This is a genomic window from Novosphingobium aromaticivorans DSM 12444 (genome assembly GCF_000013325.1).
Taxonomy (GTDB): Bacteria; Pseudomonadota; Alphaproteobacteria; order Sphingomonadales; family Sphingomonadaceae; genus Novosphingobium; species Novosphingobium aromaticivorans.
The window spans coordinates 2,195,411-2,215,150 of sequence record NC_007794.1 but is presented as its reverse complement, the minus strand read 5'-3'; the positions used below and the strand labels follow the sequence as shown (position 1 = coordinate 2,215,150).

21 protein-coding genes and 1 tRNA gene are annotated in these 19,740 nt (G+C 66.2%); 11 read left to right on the top strand and 11 right to left on the bottom strand.

The annotated features are described in order from the left end of the window. Window positions 1-109 precede the first annotated feature (109 nt). Window positions 110-186 (bottom strand) — tRNA-Pro (locus SARO_RS10435). A gap of 229 nt (window positions 187-415) precedes the next feature. Here SARO_RS10435 and yajC point away from each other — a divergent pair. From yajC to secF, 3 genes are read left to right on the top strand one after another with little or no spacing between them, the layout of a single operon-like run. Continuing rightward, window positions 416-745 (top strand): preprotein translocase subunit YajC, encoded by a 330-nt coding sequence (yajC, locus tag SARO_RS10430; protein WP_011445722.1) that lies wholly within the window; start codon window positions 416-418, stop codon window positions 743-745. Between the two features lie 27 nt (window positions 746-772). Next, window positions 773-2,380 carry a protein translocase subunit SecD gene (gene secD / locus SARO_RS10425; protein WP_011445721.1) on the top strand — a complete coding sequence of 536 codons (1,608 nt, stop codon included), beginning with the start codon at window positions 773-775 and terminating at the stop codon, window positions 2,378-2,380. Window positions 2,381-2,394: 14 nt separating this feature from the next. Further along, window positions 2,395-3,372, top strand: coding sequence for a protein translocase subunit SecF (gene secF / locus SARO_RS10420; protein WP_011445720.1), 978 nt, complete (start codon window positions 2,395-2,397; stop codon window positions 3,370-3,372). A 40-nt stretch (window positions 3,373-3,412) separates the two neighbouring features. On the opposite strand, the gene SARO_RS10415 is transcribed toward secF, so the two are convergent. Together SARO_RS10415 and SARO_RS10410 are read right to left on the bottom strand one after the other, a co-directional pair. Beyond that, window positions 3,413-4,588: a glycosyltransferase gene (locus tag SARO_RS10415; protein WP_011445719.1), complete on the bottom strand. Its 1,176-nt coding sequence runs from the start codon at window positions 4,586-4,588 to the stop codon at window positions 3,413-3,415. 1 nt (window position 4,589) lies between these two features. Continuing rightward, the gene (locus SARO_RS10410; RefSeq protein WP_011445718.1) at window positions 4,590-5,162 is read right to left on the bottom strand and encodes a helix-turn-helix domain-containing protein; all 573 of its coding nucleotides are present in this window, start codon (window positions 5,160-5,162) and stop codon (window positions 4,590-4,592) included. Window positions 5,163-5,278: 116 nt separating this feature from the next. Between SARO_RS10410 and SARO_RS10405 the strand changes: the two genes are divergently transcribed. Further along, window positions 5,279-5,752 (top strand): DUF6456 domain-containing protein, encoded by a 474-nt coding sequence (locus tag SARO_RS10405; protein WP_011445717.1) that lies wholly within the window; start codon window positions 5,279-5,281, stop codon window positions 5,750-5,752. Here SARO_RS10405 and SARO_RS10400 read toward each other — a convergent pair whose 3' ends face one another. Beyond that, window positions 5,753-7,549, bottom strand: a complete 1,797-nt coding sequence (locus SARO_RS10400; protein ID WP_011445716.1) for an ABC-F family ATP-binding cassette domain-containing protein — start codon at window positions 7,547-7,549, stop codon at window positions 5,753-5,755. 160 nt (window positions 7,550-7,709) lie between these two features. Between SARO_RS10400 and SARO_RS10395 the strand changes: the two genes are divergently transcribed. The 3 genes from SARO_RS10395 (at window position 7,710) to SARO_RS10385 (ending at window position 10,210) form a co-directional block, all read left to right on the top strand. Continuing rightward, window positions 7,710-8,009, top strand: a complete 300-nt coding sequence (locus SARO_RS10395) for a PepSY domain-containing protein (protein WP_011445715.1) — start codon at window positions 7,710-7,712, stop codon at window positions 8,007-8,009. 116 nt (window positions 8,010-8,125) lie between these two features. Continuing rightward, window positions 8,126-8,803: a response regulator transcription factor gene (locus SARO_RS10390; RefSeq protein WP_011445714.1), complete on the top strand. Its 678-nt coding sequence runs from the start codon at window positions 8,126-8,128 to the stop codon at window positions 8,801-8,803. Window positions 8,804-8,878: 75 nt separating this feature from the next. Continuing rightward, complete coding sequence (locus tag SARO_RS10385) at window positions 8,879-10,210, top strand: sensor histidine kinase (RefSeq protein ID WP_083760857.1); 1,332 nt, start codon at window positions 8,879-8,881, stop codon at window positions 10,208-10,210. Window positions 10,211-10,220: 10 nt separating this feature from the next. Here SARO_RS10385 and SARO_RS10380 read toward each other — a convergent pair whose 3' ends face one another. The 4 genes from SARO_RS10380 to rph all read right to left on the bottom strand — a co-directional run bounded on the left by SARO_RS10380 (window position 10,221) and on the right by rph (window position 13,682). After that, a complete protein-coding gene (locus tag SARO_RS10380; RefSeq protein ID WP_011445712.1) occupies window positions 10,221-11,114 on the bottom strand; it encodes a tyrosine recombinase XerC in 894 nt (297 codons plus the stop codon). Next, window positions 11,111-12,265, bottom strand: a complete 1,155-nt coding sequence (hemW, locus tag SARO_RS10375; protein ID WP_011445711.1) for a radical SAM family heme chaperone HemW — start codon at window positions 12,263-12,265, stop codon at window positions 11,111-11,113. Before hemW ends, SARO_RS10380 begins: the two co-directional genes overlap by 4 nt. A gap of 74 nt (window positions 12,266-12,339) precedes the next feature. After that, window positions 12,340-12,969, bottom strand: coding sequence for an RdgB/HAM1 family non-canonical purine NTP pyrophosphatase (gene rdgB, locus SARO_RS10370; RefSeq protein WP_011445710.1), 630 nt, complete (start codon window positions 12,967-12,969; stop codon window positions 12,340-12,342). Further along, window positions 12,969-13,682 (bottom strand): ribonuclease PH, encoded by a 714-nt coding sequence (gene rph, locus SARO_RS10365; protein ID WP_041550289.1) that lies wholly within the window; start codon window positions 13,680-13,682, stop codon window positions 12,969-12,971. Before rph ends, rdgB begins: the two co-directional genes overlap by 1 nt. Window positions 13,683-13,761: 79 nt before the next feature. Between rph and hrcA the strand changes: the two genes are divergently transcribed. Together hrcA and grpE are read left to right on the top strand one after the other, a co-directional pair. Next, a complete protein-coding gene (gene hrcA, locus SARO_RS10360; protein ID WP_011445708.1) occupies window positions 13,762-14,826 on the top strand; it encodes a heat-inducible transcriptional repressor HrcA in 1,065 nt (354 codons plus the stop codon). Then, window positions 14,823-15,383: a nucleotide exchange factor GrpE gene (grpE, locus tag SARO_RS10355; protein WP_011445707.1), complete on the top strand. Its 561-nt coding sequence runs from the start codon at window positions 14,823-14,825 to the stop codon at window positions 15,381-15,383. Before hrcA ends, grpE begins: the two co-directional genes overlap by 4 nt. Before the next feature lie 105 nt (window positions 15,384-15,488). On the opposite strand, the gene SARO_RS10350 is transcribed toward grpE, so the two are convergent. Beyond that, on the bottom strand, window positions 15,489-16,166 hold the full coding sequence (locus SARO_RS10350) for a cysteine hydrolase family protein (RefSeq protein WP_011445706.1): 678 nt from the start codon (window positions 16,164-16,166) through the stop codon (window positions 15,489-15,491). A gap of 166 nt (window positions 16,167-16,332) precedes the next feature. Between SARO_RS10350 and SARO_RS10345 the strand changes: the two genes are divergently transcribed. Next, entirely contained in the window at window positions 16,333-16,590 is a 258-nt protein-coding gene (locus SARO_RS10345; protein ID WP_011445705.1) for a glycine zipper domain-containing protein, read from the top strand. Here the strand turns inward: SARO_RS10345 and SARO_RS10340 are convergent. After that, window positions 16,575-17,099, bottom strand: coding sequence for a hypothetical protein (locus SARO_RS10340; RefSeq protein ID WP_011445704.1), 525 nt, complete (start codon window positions 17,097-17,099; stop codon window positions 16,575-16,577). The two genes, SARO_RS10345 and SARO_RS10340, sit on opposite strands and share 16 nt — an antisense overlap. Beyond that, window positions 17,096-17,641 carry a copper chaperone PCu(A)C gene (locus tag SARO_RS10335; protein WP_011445703.1) on the bottom strand — a complete coding sequence of 182 codons (546 nt, stop codon included), beginning with the start codon at window positions 17,639-17,641 and terminating at the stop codon, window positions 17,096-17,098. Before SARO_RS10335 ends, SARO_RS10340 begins: the two co-directional genes overlap by 4 nt. 167 nt (window positions 17,642-17,808) lie before the next feature. Here SARO_RS10335 and dnaK point away from each other — a divergent pair, with 167 nt between their 5' ends. Beyond that, the gene (dnaK, locus tag SARO_RS10330) at window positions 17,809-19,716 is read left to right on the top strand and encodes a molecular chaperone DnaK (RefSeq protein WP_011445702.1); all 1,908 of its coding nucleotides are present in this window, start codon (window positions 17,809-17,811) and stop codon (window positions 19,714-19,716) included. The last annotated feature ends 24 nt before the right edge of the window (window positions 19,717-19,740 follow it).

Here is a 19,740-nt window from a genome sequence, read left to right as displayed (position 1 = left end):
GCGTCCTTCCAGTTGGAGACGCGCGACCAGATAACCGTTCCGGTTCGTGTAGGAAAATCGTTTTCCAGCAAAAAAGGCCCGGAGCGCGATGCACCGGGCCTTTTTGAATTGGTCGGGACGAGAGGATTCGAACCTCCGACCCCCACACCCCCAGTGTGATGCGCTACCAGGCTGCGCTACGTCCCGACCGTGGAGCGGCCCTATAGGCACCGCTCTCGCCATTGGCAAGCGCCGGATTTGGCAAAAGGTTCCTGAACGCTGGCAAGCGCCACATGGCGTGCTTCCGGCGCTTCGATTGCCTTGCTCCTGCCAAGCTGCTAACCGCCGCGATCAAGCCATGCCGGGCCGCGCCGAAGTGCAAAAGCACGGGGCGCGCCGGTTGCAATATCGACGACCAGATCCCAGAAACGGACCCATGATGCTGACGACGCTTTCTGCCGCCGCCGCCAATGCCGGCGAACCGCCCGCCTGGATGAGCTTCCTGCCGCTGGTGGCGATGGGTTTCATCTTCTGGTTCCTGATCCTGCGCCCGCAGATGCGGCAGCAGAAGGAACACAAGGCCAAGATCTCGGCCATGAAGAAGGGCGACATGGTCGTGACCGCGGGAGGCCTGATCGGCAAGGTCGTCAAGCTCGACGACCACTACGTCGAACTCGAACTGGGCCCCAACGTCAAGGTCAAGGCCGTGCGCGCCACCATCGGCGACATCGTGCCGCCCGCGGGCAGCGCACCGGCCAACGATTGATCTTCCTTTCCTGAAAGCTGACCGCCCATGCTCGAATTTCCGCGCTGGAAGGTGATCTGGCTCTGGCTGCTGACGCTGGTCTGCGTTGCTGCCGCGATCCCCTCGCTCACCTCCACGATGGGCCTCGCCTGGCCATCCTCGCTTCCCGAACCGAAGGTCAACCTCGGCCTCGACCTTGCTGGCGGTAGCCACATCCTGCTCGAGGCGGACCCCTCGCAGGTTCGCCAGCAGCGTATCGAGGGCATGGAGGAATCGGTTCGCACCAAGCTGAAGCAGGATGACAAGAACATCCGCATCAGCGACATCTCCAACCGTGACGGCGCGCTGACTTTCGTGGTAGCCGATCCGTCGCAGGTCGATGCGGTGCGCGAGGCGATCCTGCCGCTGACCAACGGTGCGGGGCTGACCGGACAGCGCGACTGGGACATCAACGTCGTTGACGGCAACCGCTTCGTGCTCAAGCCTACCGACGCCGGGATCGACCAGGCGGTGACCCAGGCGATGGACACGGCGGTCGAAGTGGTGCGCAAGCGCATCGACGCGCTCGGCACCAAGGAGCCGACGATCATCCGCTCGGGGCCGACGCGCATCGTCGTCCAGGTTCCTGGCCTGCAAGACCCGCAGGCGCTCAAGAACCTGCTCGGCCAGACCGCCAAGCTCGAGTTCAAGCTGGTCGATACCTCGGCGCTGCCATCCGACGTGGCGCAGGGCATCGCGCCTCCGGGCAGCGAGATCGTGCCATACGTGTCGCCCGCCGAAGGCGGCGGGGTGCCCTCGATCGCGGTCAAGCGGCTCGGCGGCATTCGCGGCGACCAGCTGACCAACGCCCAGCAGACCAACAACCAGCAGACCAACGAACCGGTCGTCAACATCACCTTCAATACCGAGGGCGGCGCCAAGTTCGCCAAGCTGACCACGCAGAACGTGGGCAAGCAGTTCGCGATCATCCTCGACGGCAAGGTGCTTTCGGCGCCGGTCATCAACGAGCCGATCCTGGGCGGCAGCGCGGTGATCTCCGGCCGCTTCACGACCGAAAGCGCGAACCAGCTTGCGATCTCGCTGCGTTCGGGCGCGTTGCCGGTGGACCTGAAGGTGGTCGAGGAGCGAACCGTCGGTCCGGACCTTGGTGCCGATTCGATCCGCAAGGGCGTGATCGCGATGGGCGTCGGCACCCTGGCGCTCGCGGTGTTCATCCTCGCGACCTATGGCCGCTTCGGCGTCTATGCGAACCTCGCGGTCATCATCAACGTTCTGATGATCCTTGGCATCATGGGCATAATCGGCACGACGCTGACCCTGCCGGGCATCGCCGGCTTCGTGCTGACCATCGGTGCGGCGGTCGACGCCAACGTCCTGATCAACGAACGCATCCGCGAGGAGCGGCATCGCGGACGCAAGGTCGTGCAGGCGGTGGAACTGGGCTACAAGGAAGCCAGCCGCGCGATCTTCGACGCGAACATCACCAACGTCATCGCCGCCGTGCTCATGTTCGCGTTCGGATCGGGCCCGGTGAAGGGCTTCGCCGTCGTGCTGATGATCGGCATCGCCACCTCGGTGTTCACCGCCGTGACGCTGACGCGCATGTGGGTGGCCGGATGGCTGCGCCGCGCGCGGCCCACTGAAATCGCCTTGTAAGAGGAGGAAGGCACATGAAACTCCTCAAGCTCGTTCCCGACCATACCAACATCCACTTCCTGAAGTGGCGGGTGCCGTTCTACGTCATCAGCATCATCCTGATGGCGGCGTCCTGGGGCCTGGTCCTGACCAAGGGCCTGAACCTGGGCGTCGACTTCATCGGTGGCCAGATGATTCGCGTGACCTTCGAACGCAGCGCCGAAGCGCCCGTGGGCGAACTGCGCGAGCAGGTCGGCCGGCTGGGCTATGGCGAACCGATCATCCAGCGCTACGGCAAGCCCAACGAGATCTCGATCCGGATGAAGCTGCCCGAGGGCGCAGACCACGATGCGGCGCTGGCCGACAAGATGGCCCGCACGATCACGGCCGACATCAAGAAGAACCATGGCGATGCGCGTATCGACGGCGTCGATTCGGTGTCGGGCAAGGTCTCCAAGGAGCTAGGCTGGGATGCGTTCAAGGCGCTCGGCCTCGCCTCGCTGGCGGTGGCGGCTTATATCTGGCTGCGTTTCGAATGGCAGTTCGGTGTCGGCGCGCTCTTCGCGCTGGTCCACGACGTCACGCTGACGCTCGGGCTTTTCGCGCTGACCGGGATGGAGTTCGACCTGAACATCGTCGCCGCGTTGCTGACGCTGATCGGCTACTCGCTCAACGACACGATCGTGGTCTACGACCGCATCCGCGAGAACATGAAGAAGTTCCGCAAGATGCCGATGCCCGAACTGCTCGACCTTTCGGTGAACGAGACGCTGGCGCGCACGATCGTGACCTCGCTGTCGATGCTGATCACGCTGGTGGCGCTGCTGCTGCTCGGCCCGGACGTGATCTTCGGCTTCACCGCAGCCATCACGCTCGGCATCTTCGTCGGGACGTACAGCTCGATCTACATGGCCGCGCCGATCCTGATCTGGCTCAAGGTCAATCCGAACAGCTTCGTGCCGACCGAGACCGCGCTTGAAAAGCAGGAGCGGATGGCGCGGGAAGGCGCCTGAGCTATCCAGTCGGCTTGAAATCGGAAGGCGGCGGCGAGGCTTAAGGCTTCGTCGCCGCTTCTTCGTAGATCGCTGCAAGCGCCGCGGCATTCGCGTCCCAACTGAAGCTCGCGACATTCGCCGCGACGGCATCGCGTGCGGGCGGGGCGGCTAGCAGGTCCAAGATGGCCTGTGCGATCGCCCCGGGATTGCGCGCCACGACACGGCCGGCGCTGGTTCCGCGAACAACTTCGCGCGCACCGCCGACGTCGGGAATTACCAGCGGCGCGCCGCAGGCGAGCGCTTCGATCCAGGCATTGGCAAGGCCTTCGCGCTCGGACGGCAGCACCATCGCGTCGGCTGCAGCAAGCAGCGCGGGCAGGGCGTCGTGCTCCACCGCGCCGAGGAAATGCACGCGGTGTTCGAGACCGAGTTCGGCGACGAGAGCGCGCAACGCCGCATCATCCGGCCCCGTTCCCGCAAGCGCGAGACGCACGTCCGGCGGCAAAAGGGCAAGCGCACGGATCGCCAGATCCTGTCCCTTGATCGCGAGCAGCGCGCCGACGCAGAGGAGCAGCCTGCCGTCGCCGGGCACCAGATGCGCCACCACCCGGCGCGCCTGCGCCTGGTCCTGCAAGCGGAAGCGGCTGCCGTCTAGCCCGGTGTAGTGCACGCGGATGCGGTCATCCGGCATACCGAGCGCGGCCATGTCGCGCGCCAGCGCGGCGGATACGGACAGCAGGGCCGAAGCCCCGGCCGCCGCCCGCCGCATCTGTGCCACCGCAAGCCGTCGCTCGCCCCACAGGTGAATGTCGGATCCGCGTGCCTTGATCGCGAAGGGCAGGTCGAGTGCCGCCGCGACTTTCGCCGCTGCCGGGCCATCGGGATAGAAGAACTGCGCGTCCACCATGTCGAATGGCGTTTGCGCATGTAGCTGCCTTGCCAGCGGCACGACCGCCCGGGCGATCAGCGCGGGATTGATCGGCCCCGAAAGACCCGGGACAAGCGTGAAACGCGGGTGATGCACGGTCACGCCGCCCTGCTGTTCCTGCGCCGGTATCGCGCGCAAGGCGGCGTAGCGCCTGATCGGCAGCGGCGGTAGGCCGATGGGGTTGATCACCGTCACCTGCCAGTCCCCGCGCGCCGCCAGCGCCTCCATCTGTCGCGCCACGAAGCGCCCGAAGCCGGTGCGACCGGGCGCGGGGTAGAGCGTCGAGATCGAGAGCAGTCGCTTCACGTCAGAGCTTGCGCACCAGCATTTCCGCGACCCCCAGCCAGGCTGGCCGGTCGATGACCACCTGCCGTTGGCCGGGTCCCGGAGGCAAGAGCGCCACACGCCCGTCATGCTGGTCGATCAGCCGACCGAAGGCGAAACGCCCGCCCGGGCGCGGGGCAAGCACGTCGCGGTTGAAGGCGCGGGCAAAATCTTCCGGATCGATCTGCCGCAGCCACACCTGGTCTCCGGCGCGATATTCGCCCGCGCTGGCATCGACCGCCATGGCCATGAGCCTTGCCGAACCGTCGAGCGCGACGGGCAGGATCGCATCCATCGGCTTGGCCAGTGCTTCCGCGCCTTGCCCGCCGAGCCGTGCGACCATCCGCGCAGGGCTTTCCTCGTCCGCCTTGACCAGAAGCTGCGGGTCCACGCCCAGCGCCGCGCCGATCCGGTTCATCCACGAAAGCGACAGGCTGCGCATCCCCGTTTCGAGCCGCCCGATGGTCTGGGCCGTTGTCGGCGGATCGCAGCGGACGGCCACGTCTGCCAAAGTCATGCCTTTCTGGCGGCGGATGTCGCGAATTCGGTTGATCATGCAGAAATCTTCTTAACCGGAGCGGTGTTTTTTGCTTTCCTACAAAGTGAGAGGGGAGGCAAGAGCTTTGCTTGTTCCGGGAGTGTTCTGCCGGGACGCGCCAGAGGAGGACAGGAATGGCCCGAATGCTCGCCGAACGCGAACTCACCGTAGAAGGACCTCGCCGCAGCCGCGAGATCGCCCCCCGGTCGCGAACGGTCACGGTCAATCTCGCCGAATCGCCGCTGACCTGGCTCCACGCGCGGGGTCATCTGACCGACCGCCAGTTCGATGCGGGAGAACGCCTGCGTGCCGACTACGAACGCGCGCAACTCGCGCCATCGACCACGATGCGCTGGGATGCCGTGCGCATTTCCGGCACCGGCGAGCGGGGCCTCACGCCGACGGAGCGCCAGATCGCGGCGCGCGGTCGCTTCGATGCGGCGATGGCGCATGCAGGCTCCGGCCTTTCCGACGTGCTGTGGCGCGTGGCCTGCGCGGGCGAGGGACTGCCCGCCGCGGAAAAGGCGCTCGACTGGCCCGCGCGCAGCGGGAAGCTGGTGCTGCGCATCGCGCTGGACCGGGTCGCGGACTTTTACCGGATCGGGTGATCAGCCCTCGACCATTTCGGCCAGTTCCAGCCAGCGCTCCTCGGCTGCTTCCTTCTCGCCCCGCACCTTTTCCAGCGCCGCCATCAGCGCGTCGAACTTCTTCGGGTCCCTGGCGTAGAGGTCCGGGTCGGCCAACTGGGCTTCGCCACGCGCGATTGCTGCCTCGAGTTCCTCGATGCGCGTCGGCAGAAGTTCGTAGTCGCGCTGGTCCTTGTAGGAAAGCTTGCCCTTCTTCGCCGGCGGCGGCGGTGGAGGCGGTGGAGGGGCTCCGGCTTCCCGGGGCGATGCCGCCTTTGCAGCGCCCGCGCCTCTGCTCTTGCGCATCTTTTCCCAGTCGGCATAGCCGCCAGCGACGATATCGACCCGGCCCGAACCGTCCATGCCCAGCGTGATCGTGACCGTGCGGTCGAGGAAGTCGCGGTCGTGGCTGACGATCAGCACCGTGCCGTCATAGTCCGCTATCACTTCCTGGAGCAGATCCAGCGTTTCCAGGTCGAGGTCGTTGGTCGGCTCGTCCAGCACCAGCAGGTTGGACTTGCGCGCGAATTCGCGTGCCAGCAGGAGGCGCGACCGCTCGCCGCCCGAAAGCGTGCCGACGCGCGCCTCGACAAGGCCGGGATCGAACAGGAAGTCCTTGAGATAGCCCTGGATGTGCTTGCGGACCCCGCGCACGTCGATCCAGTCGCTGCCATCGGCCAGCACGTCGCGCACGCGCTTTTCCGGCGCCATCAGGCTGCGCTGCTGGTCGATCATCACGCCCTGGAGGGTCTTGGCCAGCGTCACGGTGCCGCTGTCGGGCGCGAGTTCGCCGGTCAGGAGCTTGAGCAGCGTGGTCTTGCCCGCGCCATTCGATCCGACGACGCCGATGCGGTCCTTGCGCGTGATGCGCAGGGTGAAGTCCTTGACGATCGGGCGATCGCCGAAGGACTTGTTGACGTGGTCGGCGACGATCACCGCCTTGCTCTTGGCATCGTCGCTGGCGATGGCGAGCTTTGCGGTGCCCTGCGGCGAGAGCATCGCCGCCCGCTGCGCGCGCATTTCATAAAGCTTTTCGAGGCGGCCCATGTTGCGCTTGCGCCGCGCGGTGACGCCGCGTTCCAGCCAGTGGGCTTCGATCTTCAGCTTGGCGTCGAGCTTGTCGGCGGCGCGGGCTTCCTCGGCATAGACCTGTTCCATCCAGGCCTCGTACCCGCCAAAGCCAATGTCCTTGCGGCGCAACGATCCACGGTCGAGCCAGAGCGTCGCCCTGGTCAGGCGTTCGAGGAAGGTGCGGTCGTGGCTGATCACCACGAACGCACCCTTGAACCGCTGGAGCCAGTCCTCCAGCCAGTCGATGGCGGCAAGGTCGAGGTGGTTGGTCGGCTCGTCGAGCAGGAGCAGGTCCGGCTCGCTTGCCAGTGCGCGGGCGAGGGCCGCCCGACGCCGCTCGCCACCGCTGGCGCTGTCCGCCTTGCGGCTCATGTCGATGCCGAGCTGCCCGGCAATCGATTCGACCTCGTGTCGGGCCGGCGCGTCCTTGCCCGACAGCGCGAAGTCCATCAGCGTGTCATAGCCGGTGAAGAAGGGGTCCTGCTCCAGCGTCACGATCCTGGTGCCGGGCTGGATCGAGCGGGTACCCTTGTCCGCATCGATCTGTCCGCCCAGCAGCTTGAGCAGCGTGGTCTTGCCCGCGCCGTTCCGCCCGATCAGCGCCAGGCGGTCGCGCGGGCCGATGTGGATGTCGAGGTCGCGAAAAAGCCAGCCATTGCCCTGGAGAAGTCCAAGGCCTTCCCAGCTGAGGATCGGTGCTGCTGCCATGTCGCCGCGCTTAGCCTCGGCCCAGCCGCTGCGCAACGGCGCAGGCAAATGAATGAGCTGACAGGATAAGCTGTGCCACCCTTCGAAATCGGTCCTGAATGAAAGTGGAGATCCGCATTCACCGCTTGTTCAATGCGAAGCGCTTAGGCATGCGGACATCATGAACCGTGCCTTTGCCCTTCTTGCCGCAGCTCTCGTCAGCACCGTCCCTGCCGCTTCGCACGCCCAGCAGCGTCCGGACGAGCAGAACGAGGCACGGCGCGACCTGCGTTCGGGCGCGGTGCGCTCGCTCCGCGACATCGAGCGGCGCGTGCTGCCGACGAAGCCGGGAATGCAATACCTCGGGCCCGAGTACGACCCGTCGGCAATGGTCTATCGCCTCAAGTTCATCCGCGACGGACGCGTGATGTTCGTCGATGTGGACGCCCGAACCGGGCAGGTTCTGGGCGAATCGCGGTAGGTAAGCTTCCCTGAACGGCGCACTACGAGCGAGTTCCTTGACCGTTCAGGTTTGCCGCCCCATCTAGCTCTCCAAGTTCGGTGCGAACGTCGCACCCAGCAGGGGACAGTCTTTCCATGCGCATCCTGATCGTCGAGGATGAACCGACTCTCGGCAAGCAGCTCAAGAATACGCTCGAGCAGAACGGCTATGCCGTCGATCTTTCCGTCGATGGCGAAGACGGCCATTTCCTGGGTTCGACCGAGGAATACGACGCCGTCATCCTCGATCTCGGCCTGCCCGAAATCGACGGGCTGACCGTGCTGGGCATGTGGCGCAAGGAAGGCCGCAAGTTCCCGGTCCTCGTCCTCACCGCGCGCGACAGCTGGTCCGACAAGGTCGCAGGGCTCGACGCGGGCGCAGACGATTACCTCGCAAAGCCTTTCCAGACCGAGGAACTGATCGCCCGCCTGCGCGCGCTGATCCGCCGCGCATCGGGCAATTCCTCGTCCGAGCTGACCGCAGGCGACGTGCGTCTCGATACGCGCTCGGGCCGCGTCACGCTCAACGGCGAACCGGTCAAGCTTACCGCGCAGGAATACAAGCTCCTGTCCTATCTGCTGCATCACAAGGGCAAGGTCGTCAGCCGTACGGAACTGATCGAGCATATCTACGATCAGGACTTCGACCGCGATTCCAACACGATCGAGGTCTTCGTCACGCGCATTCGCAAGAAGCTGGGGCCGGACGTGATCACCACGATCCGTGGCCTTGGCTACAGCCTCGACGATCCGGCCGAACCCGGCCGCGGCTAATTCGTGGCCGAACGAGGGCCCGCCCGAGAAGCACCGCCGCAGCCAGCGCCGCATACCGGCTCGCTGGCGCGGCGCATGCTGCTCATCGCGGCGGGGTGGATTTCGGTCCTGCTCCTCGGTGGCGGTCTCGCGCTCGACCAGACGCTGACCGGCCTCGTCACGCGCAATTTCGACGAACAGCTTGGCTACATGCTGACCGCGATGGTCGCCTCGGCCGAGATCGGTCCCGACGGCGAGGTGTTCTTCAACCGCCCGCTCGGCGACCAGCGCTTTCTCGAACCGAACAGCGGCCTCTACTGGCAGATTTCGGGGCAGGGGCACGAGGATTTTCCCTCGCGCTCGCTGTGGGATCGCTCTCTGCGCACCGATCTCGACAACAACTACATCGATCCCAGGATCGACGACAGCGACCAGTTCGAAGGTGAGCGCCTGCGCATCATCAAGCGGTCGGTGATCCTGCCGGGCAGCAATACCCTGTGGGAGTTCCAGGTTGCCGCCAGCCGGGGCGAGATCGATTCCCAGATCAGGCGCATCCGCTCGATCCTGATATGGTCGTTCCTCGTTCTCGGCTTCGGCCTGTTCGTCATGGCGGGCTTGCAGACCTACTACGGCCTCGGGCCGCTGCGCCGCGTGCGGCTGGCCATCGCCCGAATGCGCGAGGGCGGAGCGAGCCGCGTTACCGATCCCCTGCCGCTGGAAGTCCAGCCGCTGGTGCTCGAACTCAACGCCCTGCTCGAACACTCCGAACGCCAGGCAGAGGAAGCGCGCACGCACGCCGGCAACCTTGCCCACGCGCTGAAAACGCCGCTGACCGTGGTGATGAACGCCGCGACGGCCCAGGCGCCCGACCTGGCCGACACGGTGATCCGCGAGGCCGCGGTGATGCGCCGACAGGTCGACCATCACCTTGCCCGAGCCCGTGCGGTCGGCCGCCGCGCTGTCGGCCTGTCGCGCGCGCAGGTCTGGGAAAGCGCCGAGGCGGTGGAGCGCGCGGTGGTGCGGCTCTACCCGCAGGTGCGGCTCGACATGGACGGCAACCGCACCGCCGAAGTCTCGATAGAGCGGCAGGACCTCGACGAGATTCTCGGCAACCTGATCGAGAATGCCGCGAAGTACGGTGGCGGCTCCGTTTTCATCACCATCGACGCGGCCCCGGCCGATCCCAAGTTCTGCGAGATATGGGTCGAGGATGACGGTGTCGGCATTCCCGAGGAAGCGCGCGAACGCATCTTCGATCGCGGCGCGCGGCTCGACACCGGCAAGCCGGGCACGGGCCTCGGCCTCGCCATCGTGCGCGACGTGGCGGAAATCTATGGTGGCAGCGTCGAACTCAAGGAAAGCGAGGACCTTGGTGGCCTTCTCTCGGTGCTGAGGCTGCCCCGGCCGGCAACCACTGCCATCAAATAGGCGTTGTCGCTCAGGCGCGCGGATGCGCGTTGCGGTAGACGTCGAGCAGGGTTGCCGCATCGACCCGCGTGTAGATCTGGGTCGACGACAGGCTGGCGTGGCCCAGCAGTTCCTGGAGGCTGCGCAGGTCCGCGCCCGCGCCGAGCAGGTGCGTGGCGAAGGAATGGCGCAGCGCATGCGGCGTCGCCGTTGCAGGAAGGCCGAGGGCGATCCGTGCCCGGGCCACGGCGCGCTGGACCATGCCCTGGGCCAGCGGACCGCCCTTCGCCCCGCGAAACAGGGGCTTGTCCTTCTCCAGCGGCCACGGGCACTGGCGGACATAGTCGTCCACCCCGGCACGAACGATTGGCAGCAGGGGGACGACACGCTGGCGTCCGCCTTTGCCGGTGATCGTCACGGCCTCGCCCAGCGGGAGGGCCGAGGCGGGAAGGGCAAGCGCCTCTGCAATGCGCATGCCCGCGCCGTAGAGCAGGAGAAGGACCGCGCGGTCGCGCGCCGCGATCCACGGCACGGCGGCATCGTCGGCCACGGTTTCGGCAAGGTTTACAGCCTCGTCCGGCGTGATCGGACGCGGCAGGCCCCTCTTGACGCGCGGGCCGCGCAGGCGCGGTCGGCTGGCATCCTCGTGCCCGGCCTGCTCGCGGGCAAAGGCGATGAAGGTCTTGAGCGCGGACAATTCGCGGGCGGCGGAAACGTTGCCGAGGCCGTCGGCCCGCCGGTCGGCGAGGTGGGCGCGCAAGGTCGCGGCGTCGATCCGGGCGAGCGAGGACCAGTCCTGTTCACCGGGCAGGCCGCGCAGGAAGCGAGCGGCGGTGGCGGCATAGGCACGGACGGTGTGGGGGGAGCGGCGCCGCCCGAGGGCGAGGTGAGCGTTCCACGCCTCGAGGATCTCGGCGGTGGTCATGCGGCGATGATCGTGTCGGTCACGAGGTCGGCCAGCAACGCTTCCAGCACCGGCGCGCCCTGTTCGGTCACCTTCAGGCATGTTTCGGTGTCGTTCAGGTACCCCATTCTTGCGAAGGATTCGCGATTGCGCCGGTCGATCATTTCGTCCTCCGCAAAGCCGAAGCGGGCGGCGAGCGCCGGCGGGGAAATGCCCTCGGCAAGGCGCAGACCCATGAGCACGGCTTCGATCGCCTGTTCGGACGGGGTAAGTTGTCGTTCTTCGACAATGCCTTGGCCATGTTCGGAAACCGCGCGGAGAAAGTTCTCGGGTTTCTTGTGCCGCACGGTCGCCGCGCCAAGCCTCCGGCCATGGGCGCCAGGTCCTATGCCGATGTAGTCCTGGTAGCGCCAGTAGGTCAGGTTGTGGCGGCTTTCCTCGCCGGGGCGGGCATGGTTGCTGGTCTCGTAGGCGGGCAGGCTGGCAGCGGAGGTCAGCTCCCGGGTCAGGGCAAAGAGGTCGGCCGCCTCGTCGTCGTCGAGAGGGGCGAGCTTGCCTTCGCGGACGAGCGTGGCGAAGCGGGTGCCGGGCTCGATGGTGAGCTGGTAGAGCGAGAGGTGGCCGGTTCCGAAGCCTAAAGCGCGCTTGAGTTCAGCTTCCCACTGCGCCGGGGTCTGGCCGGGGCGGGCATAGATGAGGTCGAAGCTGACACGGCCGAAATGGGTCTGGGCAAGATCCAGCGCGGCAAGGCTTTCGCTGACGTCATGCAGCCGACCGAGGAATTTCAGGGTGTTGTCGTCGAGCGCCTGAAGGCCAAGCGAGACGCGATTGATTCCGGCGCTGGACAGGGCCGCGAAGTTTGCGGCCTCGACCGAACTTGGGTTCGCCTCCAGCGTGATCTCGATGCCCGGGGCAAAGCCCCAGAGCCGCTCTGCTTCGGCGAGCAATGCCTCGACCAGCGCGGGCGGCATGAGCGATGGCGTACCGCCTCCGAAGAAGATCGAGGAGAGCGGCCGTCCCGGCGTCAACCGAGCTTCATGTCGCATGTCCGCCAGCAGCGCGGCCTGCCACGCTGCGATGTCGGTCCGCGCGCGCACATGGCTGTTGAAGTCGCAATAAGGGCACTTTGCGAGGCAGAACGGCCAGTGGACGTAGAGGGCAAGGGGCTGCATCGGGGTTGCCCTAGCACGTTCCGCCATCCCGGCGAAGGCCGGGGCAAGGACGATGGCGGGAAGCGGTCAGGCCGTCAGGAGAACTGGTCGGCGACCAGCTTGGCGAAAGCATCGGCGCGGTGGCTGATCGCGTGCTTTTCCGCCGGGGCGAGTTCAGCGAAGGTGCGCGTGTCGCCCACCGGCACGAAGACCGGATCGTAGCCGAAACCCATCGTGCCGCGCGGCGGCCATGTGAGGGTGCCGGGAGCGCGGCCTTCGTAGACCACGCTTTCCCCATCTGGCCAGGCGATCGCGAGGACGCAGGCAAAGTGGCAGTCGCGCGGGGTTTCGGGGCCGAGTTCGGCGAGCTTTCCCTCTACCTTGCCCATGGCCATGTACCAGTCGCGGCGCGGGCCACCTTCGAAGACGTCGGCCTCGGCCCAATCGGCGGTATAGACGCCGGGTGCTCCGCCAAGGGCATCGACGCAAAGGCCGGAATCGTCGGCAAGCGCGGGAATCTGCGAGGCTTCGGCAGCGGCGCGGGCCTTGATCAGCGCGTTCTCGACGAATGTCGTCCCCGTCTCGGCAGGCTCAGGCAGGCCAAGCGCGCCGGCCGACAGGCATTCGATGCCATAGGGGGCGAGCAGGGCCTGGATTTCCTTGAGCTTTCCGGAATTGTGCGTGGCAATCACCAGCTTTCCGGAACCGAGACGGGGCGAAGACATCAGCGGACCGCCTTTTCCTGCGCGGCGAAGATTTCCGCGCAGCCCATCCGGGCGAGGCGCAGCAGGCGCAGGAGGCCTTCCTCGTCGTAGGTCGCGCCTTCGGCGGTGGCCTGGGCCTCTGCGATCTTGCCGCCTTCGATCAGGACGAAGTTAGCGTCGGCATCCGCCGAGGAATCCTCGATATAGTCGAGATCGAGCACAGGCTGGCCGTTGACGATGCCGCAGGACACCGCCGCGACCTTTTCGGTCAGCGGGTCTTCCTTGATCGCGCCGCTATCGAGCAGCTTCTGGACGGCAAGGCGCAGCGCGACCCATGCGCCGGAAATGGCGGCGGTGCGGGTGCCGCCGTCCGCCTGGATCACGTCGCAATCGAGCGTGATCTGGCGTTCGCCCAGCTTCTTGAGATCGGTCACGGCACGCAGGCTGCGGCCGATGAGGCGCTGGATTTCCTGGGTGCGGCCCGACTGCTTGCCCTTGGCCGCCTCGCGGCTGCCACGGGTATGGGTGGCGCGCGGCAGCATCGAGTATTCCGCCGTGACCCAGCCTTCGCCCTTGCCGCGCAGGAATGGCGGCACGCGCTCTTCCACCGAGGCGGTGACGAGTACCTTGGTATCGCCGAAGCAGATCAGGACCGAGCCTTCGGCATGCTTGGTGAAGGCGGTTTCGATGGAGATGGCGCGCATTTCATCAGGCGCGCGGCCGGAAGGTCGCATGAAAGATTTCCCTCGCAAGTTTGCGCGGCCTCTGGCGCATTGCTCTTGAGCCTGCAAGAGCGGTGAATAGATTGTTGCCATGACCGCACCCACGCTAACCGATCTGACAGACCGCGCCCGCGAGATTTTCCGTCTCGTGGTAGAAGGTTACATCGCGAGCGGGCATCCGGTCGGTTCAAAGGCGCTGGCCGGGCATGGCAGCGTGAATCTTTCGCCCGCATCGATCCGCTCTGTCCTGCAGGAACTCCAGGACGCGGGCCTGCTGGCCGCGCCGCACACCAGCGCCGGGCGCATGCCCACGGAATTCGGCCTGCGCCTGTTCGTCGATGGCATCATGCAGGTGGCCGAGCCTTCGGCCGCTGAGCGCGCGCAGATCGAGCGCGGGCTGGTCGCGGGCGGCACTATCGAGAGCGCGCTGGCCGCTGCCAGCACGGCCCTGTCCGAGCTTTCGGCAGGCGCGGCGGTGGTCATGGTGCCCAAGCGTGAGCCGCGGCTGGTGCAGATCTCGTTCGTCCCGCTCTCGCCGCTGCGCGCGCTGGCGGTGCTGGTGAGCGAGGACGGGGGAATCGAGAACCGCGTGATCGACCTTCCCGAACCGGTTGGCCCGTCTGCGCTCGAGCAGGCGGGGAACTATCTGACCAGCCGGCTTCATGGGCGCACGCTTGGCGAGGCGGCGGGCGTGGTCCGGGCGGAAATCGCCGGCGGGCGTTCGGCGCTGGACGAGGCGAGTGCCGACCTGGTGCAGCGGGGACTCGTGGTTTGGACCCAGGACGCCACCGCGCGGCCCGTAATGGTCGTGCGCGGGCAGGCGAACCTGCTTGACGAGACCGCGCTTCAGGACATCGAACGGGTTCGGCAATTGCTGGAGGAGCTGGAAGGCGCCGAGGCCATTGCCCGCGTGCTGGACGCGGCCCGCGAGGCGCAGGCAACACGGATATTCATCGGCAGCGAGAATCGCCTGTTCTCGCTTTCGGGGTCATCCGTGATCGCTTCCCCGTGGCGCGATGGCGACGGACGCGTGGTTGGCGTGGTGGGCGTTATCGGCCCAACCCGGTTGAATTATGCGCGCGTCGTCCCCATGGTGGACTTCACCGCCCAGACCCTGGGCAAATTCATCGGACAAGACGGATTTTCGAGAAAATGAGCGATAACGACACGCGCCCCACCGACGCAGAAGTCGAAGCCGAGCTGAAGGGCGTGCCCGAGGACATGATTGACCGGACGTCCGATAACGATGAACTGGCCAAGCTGCGCGAGGAGCTGGAAACGGCCAGGCAGGACGTGCTCTATGCCAAGGCCGAGACGCAGAACGTGCGTCGCCGCATGGAGAAGGACGTCGCCGACGCCCGCGCCTATGCCGCGACCGGCTTTGCGCGCGACATCCTGTCGGTGGCCGACAACCTTTCGCGTGCGCTCGAATCGATCCCGGCGGACCTGCGCGAGGACGACAAGTTCAAGAACCTTGTCGCCGGCCTCGAGGCCACGGGCCGCGAGATCGAGAAGGTGTTTTCCAGCCACGGCATCGTGCGCATCGCCGCGATGGGCCTGCCGCTCGACCCGCACCAGCACCAGGCGATGATCGAGATGCCTTCTGCCGATGCGGAGCCCGGCACGGTTATCCAGGAGCTTCAGGCCGGTTACATGATCAAGGACCGCCTGCTGCGGCCCGCGATGGTGGCGGTGGCCAAGAAGCCGGACTGACCTGGTCTGCGCCGTCGGGTCTCCGTTCAGGCGGGGGCCGGGACGGCCTGTAATTGCGTTCCGTAACGCAACCCGGAGCCCCCGCCTGCGCGGGGGCTTCTCTTTTCAGCTGCCCAGCAGGTCGACGACTTCCTGCGTCGAGTGGAGATCGGCGAAGACCATGGCCATGATGTGCAGGGTGGCGGCGTGTTCCTCGTCCGAGAGGGCAGCGTTGGCGTCGCTCGCCATCAGCACGCGGTAATTGTGCTGCATCGCGTCGCGGGCGGTGCTTTCGCAGCAGCAGTTGGTGAGCGTGCCGGTGATGAGCACGGTGTCGATGCCGCGCGCGTCGAGGACGTCTTTCAGGGCGCAGGTGCCCGGCGTGAAGCCGCTGAAGCGGTGCTTGTCGACGATTGCGTCGGCTTCTCGGACGTCCAGCGTCGGCCAGAGCTGCCAGTGGTGCGCGCCCGGCGTGAAGGCTTCGCGGTGGCCTTGCGCCTCGCGGCCCATGCGCACCATGAAGTTCGACCAGCTTGGGCCGCCTTCGGGCGGGGTCGTGTAGCGCAGGAAGACGTTGTGCCCGCCGGCATCGCGGACGGCGGCCGAGATGCGGTTGATGTTGTCCACGATGGTGCGCGCCACCGGCACCTCGACCGGTGCGCCTTCCTCCATGAAGCCGTTCTGCATGTCGACCACTATATGGGCGAGCCGGGACGGATCGATGTCGCGGAAGATGTTGCCGTCGCCGCCCCGTGAAGGTGCGAAGCGGGCGAGAATTGCGTGGTGATCGACGGCATGTGGCATGGGCTGTTCTCCCTATGAAGCGCCATTGTGGCCGATGCGCCTCCGTTTGTCCGGGGCTGGCACCATGGCATTTCGGCAGGAGAAACGTGCGGGCGCACCGCTTCGCCGCAGGACCGGGAACCGTCCGCCGCCGAGGTCGTCCTTCCCGTGAAAATGGAGAAAGACCATGCGCAAGTTCATCATTGCATCGCTCATCCTCGGCTCGGCGGCGACGCTGGGCGGCTGTGCGCGCAACTATGCGGCTGAAGGAACCGCGGTTGGCGCCGCAGCCGGCGCTGGCGTCGCGGCGGCGACGGGCGGCGACATCGCCACAGGTGCCGCGATCGGCGGGGCCGTCGGCGCGGTCGGCGGATCGCAGATCAAGAAGGATAACGACCGCTGCTGGCGCTACGACCGCAACGGCGACCGTTACTGGGCCTGCTGAGCAGGCGCGAACTGCGGGAACTGCCGAAACGGTAGGATCGCTTGCAGCAGTTCCGGCGGCGGGGCCCCCGGCGACGGGTGGCCCCGCTTTGCCATGAAGGCGTGGCGCACGATTTCGGCCTGCTGTTCGATTCCGTAGCGGGTGAAGGGGCGCCCCGGGCGGAAGGCATAGGCATATCGGCAGAACGGGTGGCGCATCAGCGGAAGCCACCATCGCCCGCGCACCTGCGCCTGCCAGACATGCACCATTTCATGCACGAACAGTCCCTGTAGCGGCAATGCGGCCTGCGAGAAATCTTCGCGGTAGAGGGGATTCCCGGGTGCGAAATGGATATGGCCCATGGGGGCCATTACCGTCGCCGTCGGCTGGAGCGGAAACCACCGCCGACGACGGATGCGGACAGGAAGCGGATCGACCGCGCCGCCGAACACCTCGGCGACCAGCGCGCATTCTCCGGCAGTCAGTGGACGCTCCCCGCCGGGCGGGCAGGGAGCATCGGTTTCTCTCACATCTTGCTCATGTCATGGCCGGACATGTCGTGGTCCATTCCTTCCATCGAAGCGCTGCCCAGCGTTTCGATGCGTGCCGGGACCGTGGCCTTGTCGCCATTGTCGAGCGTGATGGTCAGTTCTGTCGTTCCACCCTGCTTGAGGGTGTCGGACACGTCAAACAGCATGACGTGGAGCCCGCCGGGCTTGAACGAGACGGACTTTCCGGCCTCGATCGCAACGTCCTTCACCGGCTTCATCGAGGATATGCCGTTGGTCGTGACGGTCTCGTGCATCTCTGCCCGTTCGGCGCCTTCGACGTAGACTGCGGCGATGCGGCGGGGCGCGCCGTTGCCCTGCGATACGGTGAAGTATGCGGCACCCGGACTGCCGGGCACGGCGGGAAGCCTGATGAATGCGTCGGAGAGCGTTATGCCCGGCGCGCTTTCGGGCGTGGCATCGGCCGTTTCACTCGCCTCGGGGCTCGCGCCGTCGGTCTTCTGGCCGCATCCGGACAGGGCGAGGGCGATGCTCGTGAGACTTGCGATGACCAGCTTGCGCATTGCTTGGAACTCCTCCTGTATTTTCGCTTCACGAGGTAAGGCCCCGGGGGCCTTGTGCCAAGAAGAACCGCACCTATATCGCCGACAACTGAGCCGCGCACAGGCATCTGCCCGGCAGGGGGATGTCGATCCTCGCGGTGTCTTGATTGGAAGGAATTGGGGAAACCATGGCAAAAGTTATCGGCATCGACCTGGGTACGACCAACAGCTGCGTTGCGGTGATGGACGGGGGCACGCCCAAGGTCATTGAGAACTCGGAAGGTGCGCGCACCACGCCGTCGATCGTCGCCTTCACCAAGGATGGCGAGCGTCTGATCGGCCAGCCGGCCAAGCGCCAGGCGGTGACGAACCCGGACAACACGATTTTCGCGGTGAAGCGCCTCATCGGCCGCCGCTTTGACGATCCGATGACCCAGAAGGACACGGAACTCGTCCCCTACACCATCACCAAGGGCAAGAACGGCGACGCCTGGGTCAAGGCGGGCGGGCAGGACTACAGCCCTTCGCAGATCTCGGCCTTCACCCTGCAGAAGATGAAGGAAACCGCCGAGGCCTATCTCGGCGAGACCGTGACGCAGGCGGTGATCACCGTTCCGGCATACTTCAACGACGCGCAGCGCCAGGCGACCAAGGACGCCGGCCAGATCGCGGGCCTCGAAGTGCTGCGCATCATCAACGAGCCGACCGCGGCGGCGCTGGCCTATGGCCTCGACAAGCAGGACGGCAAGACGATCGCGGTCTATGACCTTGGCGGCGGCACCTTCGACATCTCGATCCTCGAGATCGGCGATGGCGTGTTCGAGGTGAAGTCGACCAACGGCGACACCTTCCTCGGCGGCGAAGACTTCGACACCGCGGTGGTCGAGTATCTGGCGGACAAGTTCAAGGCCAAGGAAGGCATGGACCTGAAGACCGACAAGCTCGCCCTGCAGCGCCTGAAGGAAGCGGCGGAAAAGGCCAAGATCGAGCTTTCGTCGGCACAGACGACCGAGATCAACCTGCCGTTCATCACGGCCCGCATGGAAGGCGGCGCGACCACGCCGCTGCACCTGGTGGAAACCGTCACCCGCGCCGACCTTGAAAAGCTTGTCGCCGGCCTGATCCAGCGCACGCTCGATCCGTGCAAGAAGGCGCTGGCCGATGCCGGCATCTCGGCCAAGGAGATCGACGACGTCGTTCTCGTGGGCGGCATGACCCGCATGCCCAAGGTCCGCGAAGTGGTGAAGGACTTCTTCGGCAAGGAACCGCACACCGGCGTGAATCCTGACGAAGTCGTGGCGATGGGCGCGGCAATCCAGGCCGGCGTTCTCCAGGGCGACGTCAAGGACGTGCTGCTTCTCGACGTGACCCCGCTTTCGCTGGGCATCGAGACGCTGGGCGGCATCATGACCAAGATGATCGACCGCAACACCACGATCCCGACCAAGAAGAGCCAGGTCTATTCGACTGCCGAGGACAATCAGCAGGCGGTGACGATCCGGGTCTTCCAGGGCGAACGCGAAATGGCGCAGGACAACAAGCTCCTTGGCCAGTTCGACCTCGTCGGCATCCCGCCCGCACGGCGCGGCGTGCCGCAGATCGAGGTGACGTTCGATATCGACGCCAATGGCATCGTCAACGTCTCGGCCAAGGACAAGGGCACCGGCAAGGAGCAGCAGATCCGCATCCAGGCCTCGGGCGGTCTTTCGGACGCAGACATCGACCAGATGGTCCGCGATGCCGAGAAGTTCGCTGAAGAGGACAAGAAGCGCCGTGCGGCGGCCGAGGCGAAGAACAACGCCGAAAGCCTGATCCATGCGACCGAGCGCCAGCTTGAGGAAAACGGGGACAAGGTCGACGCGGGCCTCAAGGCCGAGATCGAAGCGGCCATCGCCGAGGCGAAGACAGCCGTCGAGAGCGGCGACATCGACGCCATGAACGCCAAGGCGCAGGCCCTGACGGACAAGGCCATGAAGATGGGCCAGGCCATCTACGAGAAGGAGCAGGCAACTGCGGCTTCTCCGGGTGCCGAAGCCCCGAAGGCCGACGATGACGTCGTCGACGCCGAGTTCTCGGAAGTCGACGAGAACAAGTGATGTTGCGATGAAACCGGCCCGCCG